The organism is Limnohabitans sp. Rim8, from assembly GCF_943326455.1.
Lineage (GTDB): Bacteria > Pseudomonadota > Gammaproteobacteria > Burkholderiales > Burkholderiaceae_C > Limnohabitans_A.
The window spans coordinates 1-16,460 of record NZ_CALPTI020000019.1; the positions used below are offsets into that span (position 1 = coordinate 1).

17 protein-coding genes and 1 pseudogene are annotated in these 16,460 nt (G+C 59.4%); 13 read left to right on the forward strand and 5 right to left on the reverse strand.

Annotated elements, in window-relative coordinates; translation table 11 throughout:
• The 5 genes from Q1M54_RS12125 to Q1M54_RS12145 all read left to right on the forward strand — a co-directional run.
• The coding region (locus tag Q1M54_RS12125; protein ID WP_300557544.1) for a S1 RNA-binding domain-containing protein at positions 1–856 on the forward strand (856 nt) is incomplete at its 5' end.
• 112 nt (positions 857–968) lie between these two features.
• On the forward strand, positions 969–1,289 hold the full coding sequence (locus tag Q1M54_RS12130) for an integration host factor subunit beta (protein WP_300557546.1): 321 nt from the start codon (positions 969–971) through the stop codon (positions 1,287–1,289).
• Positions 1,290–1,371: 82 nt separating this feature from the next.
• Positions 1,372–1,677, forward strand: coding sequence for a lipopolysaccharide assembly protein LapA domain-containing protein (locus tag Q1M54_RS12135; protein WP_300557548.1), 306 nt, complete (start codon positions 1,372–1,374; stop codon positions 1,675–1,677).
• Positions 1,667–2,836: a lipopolysaccharide assembly protein LapB gene (lapB, locus tag Q1M54_RS12140; protein WP_300557550.1), complete on the forward strand. Its 1,170-nt coding sequence runs from the start codon at positions 1,667–1,669 to the stop codon at positions 2,834–2,836. Before Q1M54_RS12135 ends, lapB begins: the two co-directional genes overlap by 11 nt.
• Positions 2,837–2,949: 113 nt before the next feature.
• Complete coding sequence (locus Q1M54_RS12145; protein WP_300557552.1) at positions 2,950–3,333, forward strand: helix-hairpin-helix domain-containing protein; 384 nt, start codon at positions 2,950–2,952, stop codon at positions 3,331–3,333.
• 57 nt (positions 3,334–3,390) lie between these two features.
• On the opposite strand, the gene Q1M54_RS12150 is transcribed toward Q1M54_RS12145, so the two are convergent.
• Together Q1M54_RS12150 and Q1M54_RS12155 are read right to left on the reverse strand one after the other, a co-directional pair.
• Positions 3,391–7,053, reverse strand: a complete 3,663-nt coding sequence (locus Q1M54_RS12150) for a hydantoinase B/oxoprolinase family protein (RefSeq protein ID WP_300557554.1) — start codon at positions 7,051–7,053, stop codon at positions 3,391–3,393.
• A gap of 34 nt (positions 7,054–7,087) precedes the next feature.
• Positions 7,088–7,639 carry a winged helix DNA-binding protein gene (locus Q1M54_RS12155; RefSeq protein ID WP_300557556.1) on the reverse strand — a complete coding sequence of 184 codons (552 nt, stop codon included), beginning with the start codon at positions 7,637–7,639 and terminating at the stop codon, positions 7,088–7,090.
• Positions 7,640–7,853: 214 nt separating this feature from the next.
• On the opposite strand from Q1M54_RS12155, the gene Q1M54_RS12160 reads away from it, so the two are divergent.
• The 8 genes and pseudogenes from Q1M54_RS12160 to crcB (Q1M54_RS12195) all read left to right on the forward strand — a co-directional run bounded on the left by Q1M54_RS12160 (position 7,854) and on the right by crcB (Q1M54_RS12195) (position 14,232).
• Positions 7,854–8,828: a TRAP transporter substrate-binding protein gene (locus Q1M54_RS12160; RefSeq protein WP_300557558.1), complete on the forward strand. Its 975-nt coding sequence runs from the start codon at positions 7,854–7,856 to the stop codon at positions 8,826–8,828.
• Between the two features lie 4 nt (positions 8,829–8,832).
• Entirely contained in the window at positions 8,833–9,342 is a 510-nt protein-coding gene (locus Q1M54_RS12165; RefSeq protein WP_300557560.1) for a TRAP transporter small permease, read from the forward strand.
• Positions 9,343–9,348: 6 nt separating this feature from the next.
• The gene (locus Q1M54_RS12170) at positions 9,349–10,650 is read left to right on the forward strand and encodes a TRAP transporter large permease subunit (RefSeq protein WP_300557562.1); all 1,302 of its coding nucleotides are present in this window, start codon (positions 9,349–9,351) and stop codon (positions 10,648–10,650) included.
• Between the two features lie 79 nt (positions 10,651–10,729).
• Entirely contained in the window at positions 10,730–11,668 is a 939-nt protein-coding gene (locus Q1M54_RS12175) for a recombination-associated protein RdgC (RefSeq protein ID WP_300557564.1), read from the forward strand.
• A gap of 34 nt (positions 11,669–11,702) precedes the next feature.
• Positions 11,703–12,092, forward strand: coding sequence for a fluoride efflux transporter CrcB (gene crcB, locus Q1M54_RS12180; protein ID WP_300557566.1), 390 nt, complete (start codon positions 11,703–11,705; stop codon positions 12,090–12,092).
• Positions 12,093–12,371: 279 nt separating this feature from the next.
• Positions 12,372–13,625: a putative Na+/H+ antiporter gene (locus tag Q1M54_RS12185; protein WP_300557568.1), complete on the forward strand. Its 1,254-nt coding sequence runs from the start codon at positions 12,372–12,374 to the stop codon at positions 13,623–13,625.
• Positions 13,555–13,833, forward strand: a pseudogene (rdgC, locus tag Q1M54_RS12190) (recombination-associated protein RdgC); the annotation flags it as partial. The gene Q1M54_RS12185 and the pseudogene rdgC, both read left to right, overlap by 71 nt.
• Before the next feature lie 6 nt (positions 13,834–13,839).
• On the forward strand, positions 13,840–14,232 hold the full coding sequence (crcB, locus tag Q1M54_RS12195; RefSeq protein ID WP_300557674.1) for a fluoride efflux transporter CrcB: 393 nt from the start codon (positions 13,840–13,842) through the stop codon (positions 14,230–14,232).
• Positions 14,233–14,246: 14 nt separating this feature from the next.
• On the opposite strand, the gene Q1M54_RS12200 is transcribed toward crcB (Q1M54_RS12195), so the two are convergent.
• The 3 genes from Q1M54_RS12200 to Q1M54_RS12210 are packed head-to-tail and all read right to left on the reverse strand — an operon-like array spanning position 14,247 to position 16,459.
• The gene (locus Q1M54_RS12200) at positions 14,247–15,893 is read right to left on the reverse strand and encodes an FAD-dependent oxidoreductase (RefSeq protein WP_300557570.1); all 1,647 of its coding nucleotides are present in this window, start codon (positions 15,891–15,893) and stop codon (positions 14,247–14,249) included.
• 3 nt (positions 15,894–15,896) lie between these two features.
• The gene (locus Q1M54_RS12205; protein WP_300557572.1) at positions 15,897–16,196 is read right to left on the reverse strand and encodes a hypothetical protein; all 300 of its coding nucleotides are present in this window, start codon (positions 16,194–16,196) and stop codon (positions 15,897–15,899) included.
• Positions 16,197–16,204: 8 nt separating this feature from the next.
• Positions 16,205–16,459: a MoaD/ThiS family protein gene (locus tag Q1M54_RS12210; RefSeq protein ID WP_300557574.1), complete on the reverse strand. Its 255-nt coding sequence runs from the start codon at positions 16,457–16,459 to the stop codon at positions 16,205–16,207.
• Between the last annotated feature and the right edge of the window lies 1 nt (position 16,460).

The following is a 16,460-nucleotide window of genomic DNA, read 5'->3' on the forward strand; positions in this document are numbered from 1 at the left end:
ACAAAGCACCCGCATGTTCGGCAAGATCACCAACATCGCCGACTACGGCGCGTTTGTCGAACTCGAGCCAGGCATCGAAGGCTTGGTGCACGTGTCTGAAATGGACTGGACCAACAAGAACGTGGCCCCTTCCAAGATCGTGGCTTTGGGCGACGAAGTCGAAGTCATGGTCCTCGAGATCGACGAAGACAAGCGCCGCATCAGTTTGGGCATGAAGCAGTGCCGTGCCAACCCATGGCAAGAGTTCGCTCAAAACACCAAGCGTGGCGACCGCGTCAAGGGCCCGATCAAGTCGATCACCGACTTCGGCGTGTTCGTGGGCTTGGCTGCCGGCATCGACGGCCTGGTGCACCTGTCTGACTTGTCTTGGAATGAAACCGGCGAAAACGCTGTGCGCGAATTCAAGAAGGGTCAAGAAGTTGAGGCTTTGGTCTTGGCTGTGGACGTGGACCGCGAGCGCATCAGCTTGGGCATCAAACAGCTCGACTCCGATCCTTTCACCACCTTCGTGTCGATCAACGACAAAGGCCAAACCGTTACCGGCAAGGTCAAGACAGTGGATGCCAAGGGCGCTGAAATCGATCTGGGCGAAGACATCATCGGCTACCTGCGTGTGTCCGAAATCTCGCGTGACCGTGTAGAAGACGCCAGCCATGTGTTGAAAGTCGGCGACGAAGTGACCGCTGTGGTGGTGAACGTGGACCGCAAGACACGCAACATCCAGTTGTCGATCAAAGCCAAAGACGCTGTGGACCAACAAGAAGCCATGGCCACCTTGTCCAGTCAGGCCAAGAGCGAAAACGCTGGCACGACCAGCTTGGGCGCATTGTTGCGTGCCAAGTTGGACAACAACTGATCTGTGATCTGAAGACGCTTGCTGTCTGAAAAGCCTGCCCCTGTCATGGGGGCAGGCTTTTTTCAGGTCGGTGCCTGGCACCGGCAAGTGGCTCGAACAACGAATTGCACCCATGACCCGCTCTGATCTGGTTGAAGAACTCGCCGCCCGCTTCGCGCAATTGACCCACCGTGACGCCGAATTGGCCGTCAAAACGGTGCTGGACGCCATGAGCGACGCGCTGGTCAAAGGCCACCGCATCGAAATACGCGGCTTTGGCAGCTTCTCCATCAACCGCCGCCCGCCACGCGTGGGCCGCAACCCGCGCTCGGGTGAGAGTGTGAAAATTCCCGAAAAACGCGTTCCCCATTTCAAACCCGGCAAAGCCTTGCGCGAGGCCGTGGATGCAGGCACTTTCGCCCACGCCCAAAAGGCGGCTGACTCCAAGGAATGAAGCCCTTTCTCGGCCGTTATGGCTCTGGTTTCCTGGCACGGTGACAGGTCGTTAGAATGAATTCATCTCTCGAGGTCACGCCATGAAACGTCTGCTTCGGCTGCTGCAGTGGTTACTGAAAGCGGCTGTTTTTTTCACACTCTTTGCTTTTGCGGTGAACAACCAGCAAGAAACCCGTGTGAACTTCTTTTTCAGCACTTATTGGTCTGCGCCCACTGTTTTGGTGGTCTTGTGCGCTTTTACTTTGGGTGTGGTGGTCGGCGTTTTGGGCATGGTGCCCCGTTGGTGGCGTGAGCGTCAAGCCGTGAAACAAATGGGCCCTGCTGCTGCCAGTGCCGCCCAACCGGACACCCCTTCGACGACGCCAGAGGTGCCCCGTGGAATTTGACTTCACTTGGATTTTGTTGGGCTTGCCCATTGCCTTTGCCTTGGGCTGGATCGCCTCGCGCCTCGATCTGCGCCAAATGCGTTTGGCCAACCGTCAAGCCCCACGCGCTTACTTCAAGGGCCTGAATTACCTGCTGAACGAGCAACAAGACCAAGCGATTGACGCTTTCATTGAGGCCGTGCAAAACGATCCCGACACCTCCGAGCTGCATTTTGCGCTGGGCAATTTGTTCCGTCGCCGCGGTGAGTACGACCGTGCGGTCAGGGTGCACGAACACCTGTTGTCCCGTGCTGACCTGAGCAACGCTGACCGGCAAAGGGCTCAACACGGCTTGGCGCTGGATTACCTGAAAGCCGGCTTGCTCGACCGCGCTGAAGAGGCGCTGCGCAAACTCGAAGGCACCACTTATGAAGGCCAAGCACGGATGGCCAGAATGGCCATCTACGAACGCTCTCGTGAATGGCCCGAAGCAGCGGCAGTTGCACTCTTGCTTGAAACAACAGGCGAAGTGGACTTCAGTGTCCGCATGGCGCATTACCAGTGTGAACAGGCCAGAGAATGGGTCCAAAAAGGGGACCCGACAGCCGCCATTGAGCTGCTGCAAGCGACCCTTCAAAGTCACCCCCATGCCGCGAGGCCCCGCATTTTGTTGGGCCAATTGCAATTGAACCAAGGACTGTCTCGCGCAGCCTATGACACCTTGGCGGTTCTGTTTGAGCACCACGACAACGCTGCACCTTTGGCTGCGGCCAGCTTGGTGAAAGCGGCCAAGGCTTGCGACATGGGCAAAGATGCCTACCGCTTGCTGGAGGCCCATTACCAAAAGGCGCCCTGTATCGATGTCCTCAACGCCATCACCGAAATCCATCAAACGGGCACAGCCACCAACAGTGCTGCAGATTCAGCGGCGCTAGACCGCTACCTCGGTCATTTGCAAAAGCAGCCCTCCTTGATGGCTGCAAGCCGATGGTTGACTGGCGCACGGCCGGGCCAGCCATCGCTTCCAGAACCCGTGCAAAAGGCGCTGGAACATGCCACCAAGCCCTTGGCCAGATACCGCTGCGCCGCTTGCGGCTTCGAAGCCAAAGAGCATTTTTGGCACTGCCCCGGGTGCCAAGCTTGGGACAGCTACCCCCCCAAGCGCGTCGAAGAAATCTAAAAATTAACACTTTTATTTTAGAAATTCAGGGTTATCACCCTTCATCCCGCGCCGTGTGCTTTTCACAATGCACCTTGCTGCACATTTTTGCAGTCAACCCAAGGAGCGCAGACATGTTGAAAAAAATCACAGGTGCCTTGCTGGCTTTCGGATTCGCAGGCCTGACCTGGGCCCAACAAATTGATTTGAACAAGGCCACGGAGGTCGAACTCGACGCCCTCAAGGGTGTCGGGCCGGTGCTGACCAAGGCGGTGATGGACGAGCGCAAAAAGGCCCCGTTCAAGGACTGGGAAGATGCCACCAGCCGGGTCAAAGGCTTAGGCCCCCAAAAGGCCAGCAGCCTGTCGGAGCAAGGCGTGCGCATACAGGGCAGTGCCTACACCAGCAAATCGGCCGTCAATACAAACACCAAAGAAACCAGCAAGGACGCAGGCAAACCGCCTGCAGCCAAGCCAGCCGATGCAGCGACGGCCAAGCCTGCACCCGCAAAAAACTGACATCCATCATGCAAAAGGGGTTGAGCAGGTCAACCTGCCTCAGCCACCTTTCAACTTTTAAGCCTGACCGAAACCACCGCCGCCAGGCGTGTGGATCTCAAACACATCACCCGCTCGCATTTCAACCTGGCCAATATGGGCCAGCTCTTGCACCGTGCCATCGGTTCGCACCACGCGGTTGATGCCCGCTAAGCCACTGTGCCCGCCCGCCATGCCAAAGGCCGGCTGAACCCGTCCATTGGACAAAATACCCGCCGTCATCGGCTCCAAAAAGCGCACGCGGCGCACACCGCCATCACCGCCGTGCCACCGCCCCGCGCCGCCTGAGCCGTGACGGATCGCGTAACTCTCCAGCCGCACCGGAAAGCGGAACTCCAGCACTTCGGGGTCGGTCAAGCGTGAATTGGTCATGTGGGTTTGCACGACCGAAGTGCCATCAAAGCCACCCACCAAATTGCCTTGCGCATCAAATCGCCCCCCCGCACCACTGCCGCCAGAGATGGTTTCGTAGTACTGCACCCGCGCATTGCCAAAGGTGAAGTTGTTCATGGTGGGCTGGCTGCCTGCCATCACACCCAAAGCGCCAAACAGCGCGTTGGTGATGCAGGTTGAGGTTTCCACATTGCCCGCCACCACCGAAGCGGGCGGATTGGGGTTGAGCATGGAGCCAGCCGGAATGATGACCTTCAGCGGCTTCAAGCAGCCCGCATTCAGTGGGATGTCATCCTGAACCAAGCTGCGAAACACATACAGCACCGCCGCCATGCACACTGCCCGGGGCGCGTTGAAATTGTTCGGCAACTGGGCGCTCGTGCCAGTGAAGTCGATCTCGGCCGTGCGCTGCTCCGCGTTCACGCGCACTGCCACTTGGATCTGCGCGCCATTGTCCAAGGGCAAGGTGAAAACGCCGTTTTTCAGGCTGGTGATGACGCGGCGCACAGACTCTTCGGCATTGTCCTGAACATGCCGCATGTAGGCCTGCACCACATCCAAGCCAAATTGGGCAACCATCCGGCGCAACTCCTGCACGCCTTTTTCATTGGCGGCGATTTGCGCTTTCAGGTCGGCCATGTTTTGCGCCGGATTGCGCGAGGGGTATTCACCGCTTTGCAGCAAGGCCACCATCTCGGCTTCGCGCAGGTGGCCTGCCTCGACCAGCTTGACGTTGTTGATCTGCACGCCCTCTTCTTCGATGCGCGTAGAAAACGGTGGCATGGAACCCGGCGTCAAACCGCCCACATCGGCATGATGCCCGCGTGAGCCCACATAGAACACCGGCTCGGCGTGACCGTCCAGGTACACCGGGGTGATGACGGTGATGTCGGGCAAGTGCGTGCCGCCGTGGTAGGGGTCATTCAAGACGAACACATCGCCCGGCTGCATGCGGCCTTTGTTCTCTTGGATGACGGTCTGGATGCTTTCACCCATCGAACCCAAGTGCACCGGCATGTGCGGCGCGTTGGCAATCAAATGGCCTTCGGCACTGAACAAGGCACACGAAAAGTCCAAACGTTCCTTGATGTTGACCGAGTAGGCTGTGTTTTGCAGCTGCAATCCCATTTGCTCGGCGATGTTCATGAACAGGTTGTTGAACACCTCCAAAAGCACCGGGTCGGCCTGCGTGCCTGCGGCATGCTGCACCGCGCGCGCCTGCACGCGCACCAGCAGCAAGTGGTCCAGCGCGGTCAGTCGCGCTTGCCAGCCGGGCTCCACCACGGTGGTGGCATTTTTCTCGGCAATGATGGCCGGGCCGTCGATCACATCCCCCGGGCGCATGTCTTCGCGCACCACCAGCGCAGCGTCCATCCACTCGGCCACGCCTTGCACGTTGGCGGCATACACACGCACCGTGTCACGGCGCGGCACTTCGCGCTCAGGGTGCAGGGCATGGACGGCTTCTTCGGGTGCGTCGCCAGACAGCACGGCTTCGACCGATACGGCTTCAACCACCAAGGCTTTGCCCTGCATCAAAAAGGCAAACCGCTGGCGATACGCCGCTTCAAAACCCGCCACCAACTGGGCCTGATCACCCCAAGCCACCACCAGCGCCGAATCGGTGCCTTCGTAGCGCAGGTGCACACGTTGGCGCAGCTCGATGCGCTCGGCGTTGGCCACGTCCCCGCCCATTTGCGCCAGCAAAGCCTGACGGGTGGATTCGCCCAAAGACTGCAAGCGCTCGGCCATCAAAGGCATGGCGGCCGCATCCAGTCGCCGCTCCATGCTTTCCTCACGCATCACGTTTTGGTCGGCCAAGCCCATGCCATAAGCCGAGAGCACGCCCGCCAGCGGGTGCACCATCACTTGCGACATGCCCAGCGCATCGGCCACCAAACAAGCATGCTGCCCGCCCGCGCCGCCAAAGCACTGCAGGGTGTAACGCGTCACATCGTAGCCCCGTGCCACTGAAATTTTCTTGATCGCGTTGGCCATCTGCTGCACTGCGATCTGGATGAACCCGTGCGCCACGTCTTCGGCTGCGCGCCCGGTCTGCACGGCCAGTTTTTGGAAGTGCCCATGCACCACCTCAGCGTCCAGCGGCTGGTCTGCGTCCGGCCCAAACACCGAAGGGAAAAACTTCGGTTGCACCTTGCCCACCATCACGTTGGCATCGGTCACAGCCAGCGGCCCACCCCGGCGGTAACTGGCCGGGCCCGGGTTGGCCCCCGCGCTTTGCGGGCCGACGCGAAAACGCGCACCGTCGTAGGCCAGCAGCGATCCACCACCTGCCGCCACGGTGTGGATGCTCATCATGGGCGCGCGCATGCGCACACCGGCCACCTGGGTTTCAAACTCGCGCTCGAACTGCCCGGCAAAGTGCGACACATCGGTGGATGTGCCTCCCATGTCAAAACCAATCACTTTGTCGTGCCCCGCCAATTGGGCCGTGCGGGCCATGCCCACAATGCCACCGGCCGGGCCACTCAAGATGGCGTCTTTGCCTGCAAACACTTGCGCGTCAGTCAGGCCGCCCGAAGACTGCATGAACATCAGTTTCACGCCCGGCATCTCACTGGCCACTTGGTCCACATAACGGCGCAAGATGGGTGACAAATACGCATCGACCACCGTGGTGTCACCCCGGCTGACCAGTTTCATCATCGGGCTGGTCTGGTGCGAGGTACTGATTTGCGTGAAACCCACTTCACGCGCCAAACGCGCGGCCGCTTGCTCGTGGGCTGTGTGACGCCAGCCGTGCATAAAAACCACCGCCACTGAGCGTACGCCTTGCGCATGCACATTCACCAATTGGCTGCGCAAATGCACCTCATCGAGTGATTGCAAGACCTCACCCTCCACCGTCACGCGTTCGTGTGCCTCCACCACGGCGCTGTACAACAGCTCGGGCAACACAATTTGGCGGTCAAACAAACGCGGGCGGTTTTGGTAAGCGATGCGCAACGCATCGCCAAAGCCCTGCGTGGTCACCAGCAGTGTCGCTTCGCCTTTGCGCTCCAGCAGCGCATTGGTGGCCACCGTGGTGCCCATCTTCACGCACTCGACCTGCTCGGGCGTGACCGGCTCGCCAGGCTTCAAGCCCAGCAAATGGCGAATGCCCGCCACCGCTGCGTCCCGGTACTGCTCTGGGTTTTCGCTCAGCAATTTGTGCGTGACCAGACTGCCATCGGGGCGCTTGCCCACCACATCAGTAAAGGTGCCGCCCCGGTCGATCCAGAATTGCCAACGGTTTGGACCAGCGGATGTGATGTGGGATTCGGTCATAGGACGTTCAACAATCAGAATTCAAAAATCAAGATCACAAAGAGGCCGCCGCACGCGCAGCCTGGTCGTACATGCCGGAGAGCACGCGCAGCAACCGGGCCAACTCACCAATGTCTCGGTTCAGGCCATCGTCGGCTTTGAGCGCATCTATCAAACAGCTCTCCCGGATCTCGCGGTAGCGCTGCACATAGGCGCGGCCTTCATCGGTGGCCGCATAGGTCACGTCTTTGCCGTTTTTTTGTGACACCACCACGCCAAGGCCTTGCAGCTTTTTCAGGGCGTAGTTCACCAAATGTGTGTCTTCGATGTTCATGATGAAACAGATGTCGGCCAGGCGCTTGTCGCGGGCCCGGTGTGTCACATGGTGCAACACCAGCACATCCAGCGGCGTCAAATCCTTCAGCCCGGCGGCAGCCATGCAGTGGATGATCCAGCGGTGAAAGGCGTTGCCCGCCACGATCAAGCCGAATTCGAACTCGCTCATCTCAGCGCTGTCGGGCGAGACCAGGTGAGCCGAGGACACGATGGGGCTGGTGACAAGGGGTGCGCAGGGCGCCGACATGCTGAGGGAATTTTTGCGTGGCATGGATTCCATCACGTTGAAAAAGATGAGAAAGTCTATGTCCGTTACCAACAATTTGCCAACAATTTGTTGACATTAAGGGAAAACACCGAGCACAAATCGGCACCAGCATGCCTACAGTGGTCATCTGACAGATGCACCCGATGCGCGCGTGAAGCGGGCACCTTTCTTGCACTGCCCAGTGAACCGTTCATCACCATCTTGTACAGGAGTTCTCATGCAACGTCGCGCCCTTCACCTCAGCCTGCTGGCTGGCCTGCTCGCTGTTTCCGGCTTCGTGTCGGCCCAAACCAAGTGGGACCTGCCCGCAGCCTACCCGGCCACCAACTTCCACACGGTCAACATGACCCAGTTTGCGGCCGATGTCGACAAGGCCACAGCGGGCAAGCTGAAAATCACGGTGCACGCCAATGCATCGCTGTTCAAGGCGCCCGAGATCAAGCGCGCTGTGCAAGGCGGGCAAGCCCAATTGGGCGAAATTTTGCTGGTCAACTTCCAGAACGAATGGCAACCCTTTGGTGCGGACGGCCTGCCCTTTTTGGCTGACAGCTACGACGAGTCCATGAAACTTTACAGGGCGCAAAAGCCATTGCTGGAAAAGAAACTGGCCGAGCAGGGCATGATGCTCTTGTATTCGGTGGCTTGGCCACCTCAAGGCATTTACAGCAAAAAGCCCCTCAACAGCGTCGCCGATTTGAAGGGCATCAAGTGGCGTGCCTACAGCCCCACAACCGCGAGGATCGCGGAACTGATCGGTGCTCAACCAGTGACGGTTCAAGCCGCAGAGTTTTCGCAAGCCTTGGCCACGGGCGTAGTCGAGTCGACCATGACATCGGGCGCCACCGGCGTGGACAGCAAGCTGTTCGAGCACCTCAAGTTCTATTACGACGTGCAAGCTTGGTTGCCCAAGAACGCGGTGATCGCCAACAAGAAAGCCTTTGACGCACTGGACAAGCCCACGCAGGACGCTTTGCTCAAAGCGGCTGCTGCAGCTGAAACCAGGGGCTGGACCGAATCACGCAAGGTCAACACCACCACACTGGAAACCCTCAAGGCCAATGGCATGACGGTGGCCCCTCCGTCGGCGCAACTCAAAGCCGACATGAAAAAAGTGGGCGACACCATCATGAAAGAGTGGCTTGAGAAGTCCGGTGCCGAAGGCAAAGCCATCGTCGACGCTTTCAACCGCTGATGGCATGAGAAGACTGCTCAACGCCATTTATGACAGCAGCGCTGCCTTGGCAGCGCTGTGCATGTGCGGCCTGCTGTTCATGGTGCTGTTGTCGGTCTTGAGTCGGCAGTTCCATGTCCATGTGCCCGGCACCGATGCCTATGCCGGTTACCTGATGGCAGGTGCTGGCTTTTTGGCGCTGGCACACACCTTGAAGCGGGGCGAACACATCCGCGTCACCTTGGTGCTGGGCTTGTTCAAGGGCACTGCCCGACGGAGCTTCGAGATCTTCAGTTTAGGCCTGGCCAGCTTGCTGGCGGGTCTGTTTGCTTTCTACAGTTGCCGCCTGGTATGGCAATCCATTGAGTTTCACGACATATCAACCGGCAACGATGCCACGCCGATGTGGATCCCCCAGTTGGTCATGGCATTGGGCACTGTGATTTTTGCTTTGGCCTTTGTCGATGAACTGGTGCTCGAAATCCGAGGACTGCGCACCGCCCCTGACAGCGGCGAGATGCTGCGCAACGAATGACCTGCCATGAATGACATGATGATCACAGGACTTTTGGTCCTGACCTTGTTTTTGATTTTAGGCAGTGGGGTGTGGATTGGTCTCACGCTGTCTGGCGTGGCTTGGGTCGGCATGCAAATGTTCTCCGCCAGACCCGCCGGTGACGCCATGGCCATGACCATCTGGGGTTCGGCCTCCAGTTGGACTTTGACGGCCTTGCCACTGTTCATCTGGATGGGCGAAATTCTGTTTCGCACGCGTCTCAGCCAAGACATGTTCAAGGGCCTGGCGCCCTGGATGCAGGCACTGCCCGGACGCTTGCTGCACACCAATGTGGTGGGCTGCGCCATCTTTGCGGCTGTTTCAGGGTCGAGTGCAGCCACTTGCGCCACGATCGGCAAAATGACCCTGCCTGAGCTGCAAAGACGCGGCTACCCCGAGAACATGGTCATCGGCACTTTGTCGGGTTCAGGCACGTTGGGCCTGCTCATCCCGCCATCCATCATCATGATCGTGTATGGCGTGGCGGCCGACGTGTCGATTGCCCAACTGTTCATTGCTGGGGTCTTGCCCGGCTTGCTGCTGGCCGGGTTATTTTCGGGCTACATCATTTTTTGGTCCTTGCGCCACCCAGACCAAATCCCACCCCGTGACGCCCCCATGAGTTTCATGCAAAAGCTGGAGGCCTCGAGCAGCCTGATCCCGGTCGTCTTGCTGATAGCGGCGGTTTTGGGCTCGATTTACACCGGTTTTGCCACGGCCACCGAAGCGGCCGCAGTGGGGGTGGTGGGATCTTTGGTTTTATCCACGCTTCAAGGCACCATGAGTTGGTCGGTGTTCAAACAGGCCTTGATGGGGGCCACGCGTCTTTACTGCATGATCGCATTGATCTTGGCAGGGGCCGCATTTCTGACCTTGTCCATGGGCTACATAGGTCTGCCGCGCCACCTGGCCGAATGGATCGGTGGCTTGGGCCTCAGCCCTTTCGCCCTCATCATGGCCTTGATGGTGTTTTTCATCCTCTTGGGTTGCTTTTTGGACGGCATCTCGATGGTGGTGCTGACCATGGGCGTACTCATGCCGACAGTCCAAAAAGCGGGCATTGATCCCATCTGGTTTGGCATCTTTGTGGTGTTTGTGGTCGAGATGGCCCAGATCACGCCACCAGTGGGCTTCAACCTGTTTGTGCTGCAGGGCATGACGGGTAAGCAACTGCCCTACATCGCACGCGTGTCGATGCCCATGTTCTTCCTCATGGTGGGCGCGGTGTTGCTGATTTACTTTGTGCCGGGCATCGTGACCTGGCTGCCCACCCAGATGAAACTCTGAGCGTCAAGGTCGGTTCATCCCCTATGATTCAACCCGTCCCCAAAGGACGGGTTGTTCATTTGGGCAGTAAGGATTGTTTGTGTTCAAAAATGTGATGGTTTACCGCATCGGCGAGGGCTTTGCGCCCACTTTGGCCGATGTGCAGGCGGCACTCGCGCCGATGCAGTTTGTGGCATGTGGCGCCAGCCAAGACAAGTCGATTGGCTGGGTCCCGCCCCGGAGCGAAGCCCACGGGCCCTTGGTTGAATCGGTCTCGGGCCAATGGATCATGAAACTCATGATCGAATCCAAAGCCGTACCCGGCAATGTGGTGCGGCGCAAAGCCGATGAGCGCATTGCCGAAATCGAGGCAGCCACAGGCCGCAAGCCTGGCAAAAAAGAAAAACGCGAGCTGATGGACGACGTGCTGCTGTCGCTGTTGCCGCAGGCCTTTGCCCGCGAATCGACCGTGCTGGTGTGGATGGACCTGGAAAACCGCCGACTGGTGCTGAGCGCAGGCAGTCAAGGCAAGGCCGACGAGGTCATGTCGGCGCTGATGAATGTGATGGGCGGCTTGTCGGTGTCGCTGATCCAGACCGAGACCTCTCCCCAAGCAGCCATGACGCAGTGGCTGCTGGCGCCCACATCCGACGAATGGCCAGCAGACCTCACGGTGGAGCGCGAAACCGTGCTCAAGTCCAGCGGAGAAGACGCAGCCAGTGTGCGCTTCACCCGCCACCACCTGGCCAATGACGATGTGCGCAAACACGTACTAGAAGGTAAGCTGCCTACCCAACTGGCCCTCAGCTGGGACGGCCGCGTGGCCTTTGTGCTGACCGACACCCTGCAGCTGAAAAAAGTGCAGTACTTAGACGGTGTGATGGACGAGTCGGGCACCGACAAGAATGAAGACCGGTTTGACGCCGATGTGGCCCTGTCCACAGGCTTGCTGGGGCCGCTGATCGACAGCCTGATCGCCGCCCTGGGCGGCGAGATGCAACTGGGCGCAGCGGCTGCCGACGAAGATCCGCCGTTTTAACCGTCGGTAAAACTCCAGCGAAAGGACCCACGCCATGCTCACCGTGATCGCCATTTGCATCGGAGCTTGTGTGGGTGCGCTGTCGCGCTGGCAGCTGGGCCTGTGGCTCAACCCCAGCCCTGCAAGCAGCAGCCTCTTGCCCTGGGGCACGCTGGCGGCCAACTTGATCGGCGGCTACTTGGTGGGCGTGTGCGTCGGGGTGTTCCAGCAACTGCCCGAGCTGGACCCAGTCTGGCGACTGGCCTTGGTCACGGGATTTTTAGGGGCTCTGACCACCTTCTCCAGCTTTTCTGCCGAAGTCGTGGCCATGCTGCAGCAAGGCCGCTTTGCGCTGGCCGCAGGCACCGCATCACTTCACCTGTTGGGCTCTCTGGCCCTCACTGTGTTGGGTCTCAAAACCGTAGGTCTGCTCTGGGCGCGGTGATCCGGAAAACCTTCATTCGTGTGGAACCGGTTGAAGAGCTTTTAGCCTCTGCGCTTGAAATCTGAGATCCAAACTGACATCTGCTTGGGAAATGTGAGGCGGGTGAGCCGCGACCTTGCCAAACAGCCTCTTTCCAGAAGGCCTATTCATCTTGGTCTGAATCGAACGGGACACCTCGGGTGATAGCATATTTGCGGGTGCTGCATGGATATTCATGCATCAGGTTGGGTGAAGGTCGGGCCGCCTCACCGCACGGCCTTGGCCGTTGGAGTCCTCCTGATGAACCACCCATTCCTGCCCTGGATTGCTGCCGCCATTTTTGCCTTGGCTGTTCTGCACACTTTCAGCACCAAATACTTTGAACACCTGGCCCACAAGCATCCGCGCCATGCCGGCGTATGGCATCTCTTGGGCGAGGTCGAAGTGGTGTTTGGCCTGTGGGCCATGGTGCTGGCCATCGCCCTCTTCGCATTGGCGGGCAAGGCGCCCACCCTCGAATACCTCGAATCTCGGAACTTCACTGAACCGCTCTTTGTATTTGCGATCATGGTGGTGGCAGGCACACGGTCCATCCTGCAGGTCTGCGGCCTGCTCGTGCAGCAAATCGCACGCCTGACGCCATGGCCCAAAGCGATGGTCAACTATTTTCTTTTGTTGTCGGTGGTGCCCTTGCTGGGCTCCTTGATCACCGAGCCTGCAGCCATGACATTGGCCGCGCTGATGCTGCGTGACTCGGTGTTCTCTGCCAGGGTCAGCGAAAAACTGAAGTACGCCACTCTGGGCGTTCTGTTTGTCAACATCTCGATTGGCGGGACGCTGACTCCCTTTGCCGCCCCGCCTGTGCTGATGGTTGCGGCCACCTGGCAGTGGGACTTGGCCTTCATGATCCAGACCTTCGGCTGGAAAGCGGCTGTGGCCGTGTTCGTCAATGCAACCATGGTGACACTGTTGGTGCGGCGTGAACTGTTGGGCTTGGGCGAGCCCACGGCTGCGCGCATGACAGTGCCGCCCATCGTAGTGGCCGTTCATTTGGCCTTTCTCCTGGGCATTGTTCTTTTTGCCCACCATCCGGTGGTATTCATGGGTCTGCTTTTGTTCTTCATAGGCTACGCAACGGCCTATGCCGCACACCAGGACCGTTTGATTCTTCGCGAGGCTTTGTTGGTGGCATTCTTCCTCGGCGGCCTGGTGGTTCTGGGTGGGCAGCAGTCGTGGTGGCTTCAGCCTCTGCTGATGGGCCTCAGCGCTGATGCCGTTTTTTACGGAGCCACCGCATTGACGGCCATCACCGACAATGCCGCGCTGACCTACCTGGCCTCGCTGGTACCAGGCTTGAGCGACGAATTCAAGGTGGCCATCGTCGCCGGGGCGGTGACCGGTGGAGGCCTGACCGTGATTGCCAATGCACCCAATCCGGCAGGCGTGGCCATCCTCAAGGGCAAGTTTGAAGAAGGGGTCGTCAATGCGGGCAAATTGTTACTGGCGGCCCTGCCACCAACTGTTGTCGCTGCGATGGCGTTCCGGATTCTCTGAGACAAATTTTTGGCACTCTGGTGGTGGCTGTTGTCGTGCAGGCCACTGGCGTGATGACGAACGCATCGCCGAGATCGAAGCAGCCACGGGCCGCAAGCCTGGTAAAAAAGAAAAACGCGAGCTGATGGAAGACGTGCTGCTGTCGCTGTTGCCGCAGGCCTTTGCCCGCCAATCGACCGTGCTGGTGTGGATGGACCTGGAAAACCGCCGCTTGGTGCTCACCGTGATCGCCATTTGCATCGGAGCTTGTGTGGGTGCCTTGTCGCGCTGGCAACTGGGCCTGTGGCTCAACCCCAGCCCCGCCAGCGGCAGCCTCTTGCCCTGGGGCACCTTAGCGGCCAACCTGATCGGTGGCTACTTGGTGGGCGTGTGCGTCGGGGTGTTCCAGCAACTGCCCGAGCTGGACCCAGTCTGGCGACTGGCCTTGGTCACGGGATTTTTAGGCGCACTGACCACCTTTTCCAGCTTTTCAGCAGAAGTGGTCGCCATGCTCCAGCAAGGCCGCTTTGCACTGGCAGCAGGCACAGCGTCATTGCACCTTTTGGGTTCGCTGGGCCTGACACTGCTGGGGCTCAAAACAGTGGGCTTGTTCTGGGCGCGCCATTGAGCGACTGAGGCCTTTCAGAACCCCAACGCCTGTCGCAAGACCTGCAAGGCCTGCCGATCGTCCGGCCCTCGCCAAGCAACCACTTGGTCCGGGCGAATCAACACCCAAGGCGCCTCGTACAAAGCCAGCAACTCTGGGGCGCTGTGGTGGACCCGCTTCAAGTCAATGCCCAAACTCGAGGCCGCAGTCTCAAAAGCCGTGCTGCTCGCACTGGTGGGCCCCAAATGCAGCAAAGTCCACTCGGTGTGAAACGTGTCATAGAGCGAGCGGCCATCGGCCAACCAAGCGTGCGGTGGCCGCCCCCCTGGGCAGGCACTGGGCTGGTAGCTGTTGGCGGCATCGGGCGGCGGCACGCTGCCATCGGTCACCACAATCGGCGAGGCGTCATAACGACCGCCAAACGTGACTCCGGGAATATTGAACTCCAGGCGCACATGCGCGTTCAGATGTTCTGACGCCATTTGACGCCTGAGATCGCCCCGCTCTGACGCCTCTTCCAATTCAGGGGTGGCTGCAAACAATCCCACCGAGTCGGCAAACTGGCGTGCATAAGCGGTGTTGCGGTGCGCCAAGGGCATGCGCTCCTGGGCATAACTGTCCAGCAAGCGCGCAGGCGCCATGCCCCGAACCACGCTGGCCAGCTTCCAACCCAAGTTGACCGCATCCTCCACGGCCGTGTTGTAGCCCAGGCCGCCGGTGGGCGTGAACAGGTGCGCGGCGTCGCCCCCAATGAACACGCGCCCTTGCTGAAACGATTCGGCCACCAAAGCATGCCCGGCCATCCAGGTGCCGATCGACAGCACCTCAATCGGCACATCGCAGCCCATGGCTTGGTTGAAGATGCGCTGTGCATCCTCGGCGGTCCAGACGTCGGCATCTTCGTCCTCATGCACCGCCGCATGGAAAGCAAATTCACCTGCACCATCTACTGTGGCCATGAAGGCGCGGCGCTGCGCGTTCACCGTGACATACATCCAGGCTTTGCTGTGTTCAAACAGTGGGGCAAAGCCCGGGGCGCGCAAATAAACGGCAAACATCTTGCCCCCCATGAACCCGCGTTTGGCCCCGGTGCTGCCACCCCAAGCAATACCCAATTGGTGACGAACCGGGCTGCGCGCACCATCGGCCCCCACCAAATAGCGGGCACGCACCTGGACGGTTGCACCCCCATCGACCGGACTGATCCAAGCATCGACACCGGCCTCATCTTGTACAAAGTGGGTGAGCGTCCAGCCGTAGCGCAAATCGTTCGCGGTGCAAGCTTGGGCATGTCGAAGCAAGGTTTTTTCGACAAATTTTTGCGACACCCGGTGCGGCAATTCGGCGGCACTCCACGAGCCCTGCATCGTCTTGATGGCCTGTGTCGCTTGCGCAGCTGTAGGCAACTGCAGACGAGCCAGTTCATGGCCCGTGAAACGGGTGAAGTAAGCGATGTCAGTGGGGTGGTCAACAGGCAGGCCCTGCGACCTGATTTCGGCTGCAAAACCCAAACGCCTGAAGTGCTCCATGGTGCGCGCCTGGGTGGCGTTGGCTTGGGGGTTGAAAGCCGTGCCCGCTTTGGGGTCGACCAACAACGTCCGAACGCCACGTCGGCCTAATTCAATCGCCAGCATCAAGCCAAAAGGCCCACCCCCTGCAATCAGGACATCGACCGTCAGCATGGCTCAACCACCACCGCGCTGCATGCACAGATCAAAAGGTCGCATGAAGGCGTAACGCTCGCCGGCATTCACGCCCTGAAAATCAAAATTCACCCGCAGCACCGGCATACGCATGAGCGCAATCACGCGCGGCGGCATGACTTGCCATTGCACATTCAATTGACCTTGTCCGATGATGGCCACCATGGTGTGGCCTGAGCGCTGCCAAACGCATTGGCCCATGGCAACTGGCAACCACCCCAGCCACTCCGCCTCGGTGCATCCCATGTCGCGCTGAAATTGCTCGGCGTAACTCGATTGCATGAGCCGAGTCAACCACCGGCCACGGGCGGCCAGATGGCCAGCACATCGCCTTCGATCAAAGTGGTGGTGCCGCGGTCTTCGGCCTTGATGTATTTGCCATTCACCAGCACCAAATGCACGAGCTTGGGCGGTATGCCATAGGGCTCAATGATTTGGCTGATGCTGGTGTCAGTCCCAACATCCAAGCTCACTTGGTTGCTGCGACGGGCCTCGGCGGGCAAAAAGTCAGTGAGCGTGGCAAACAGTTTGAATGTGATGTTCATG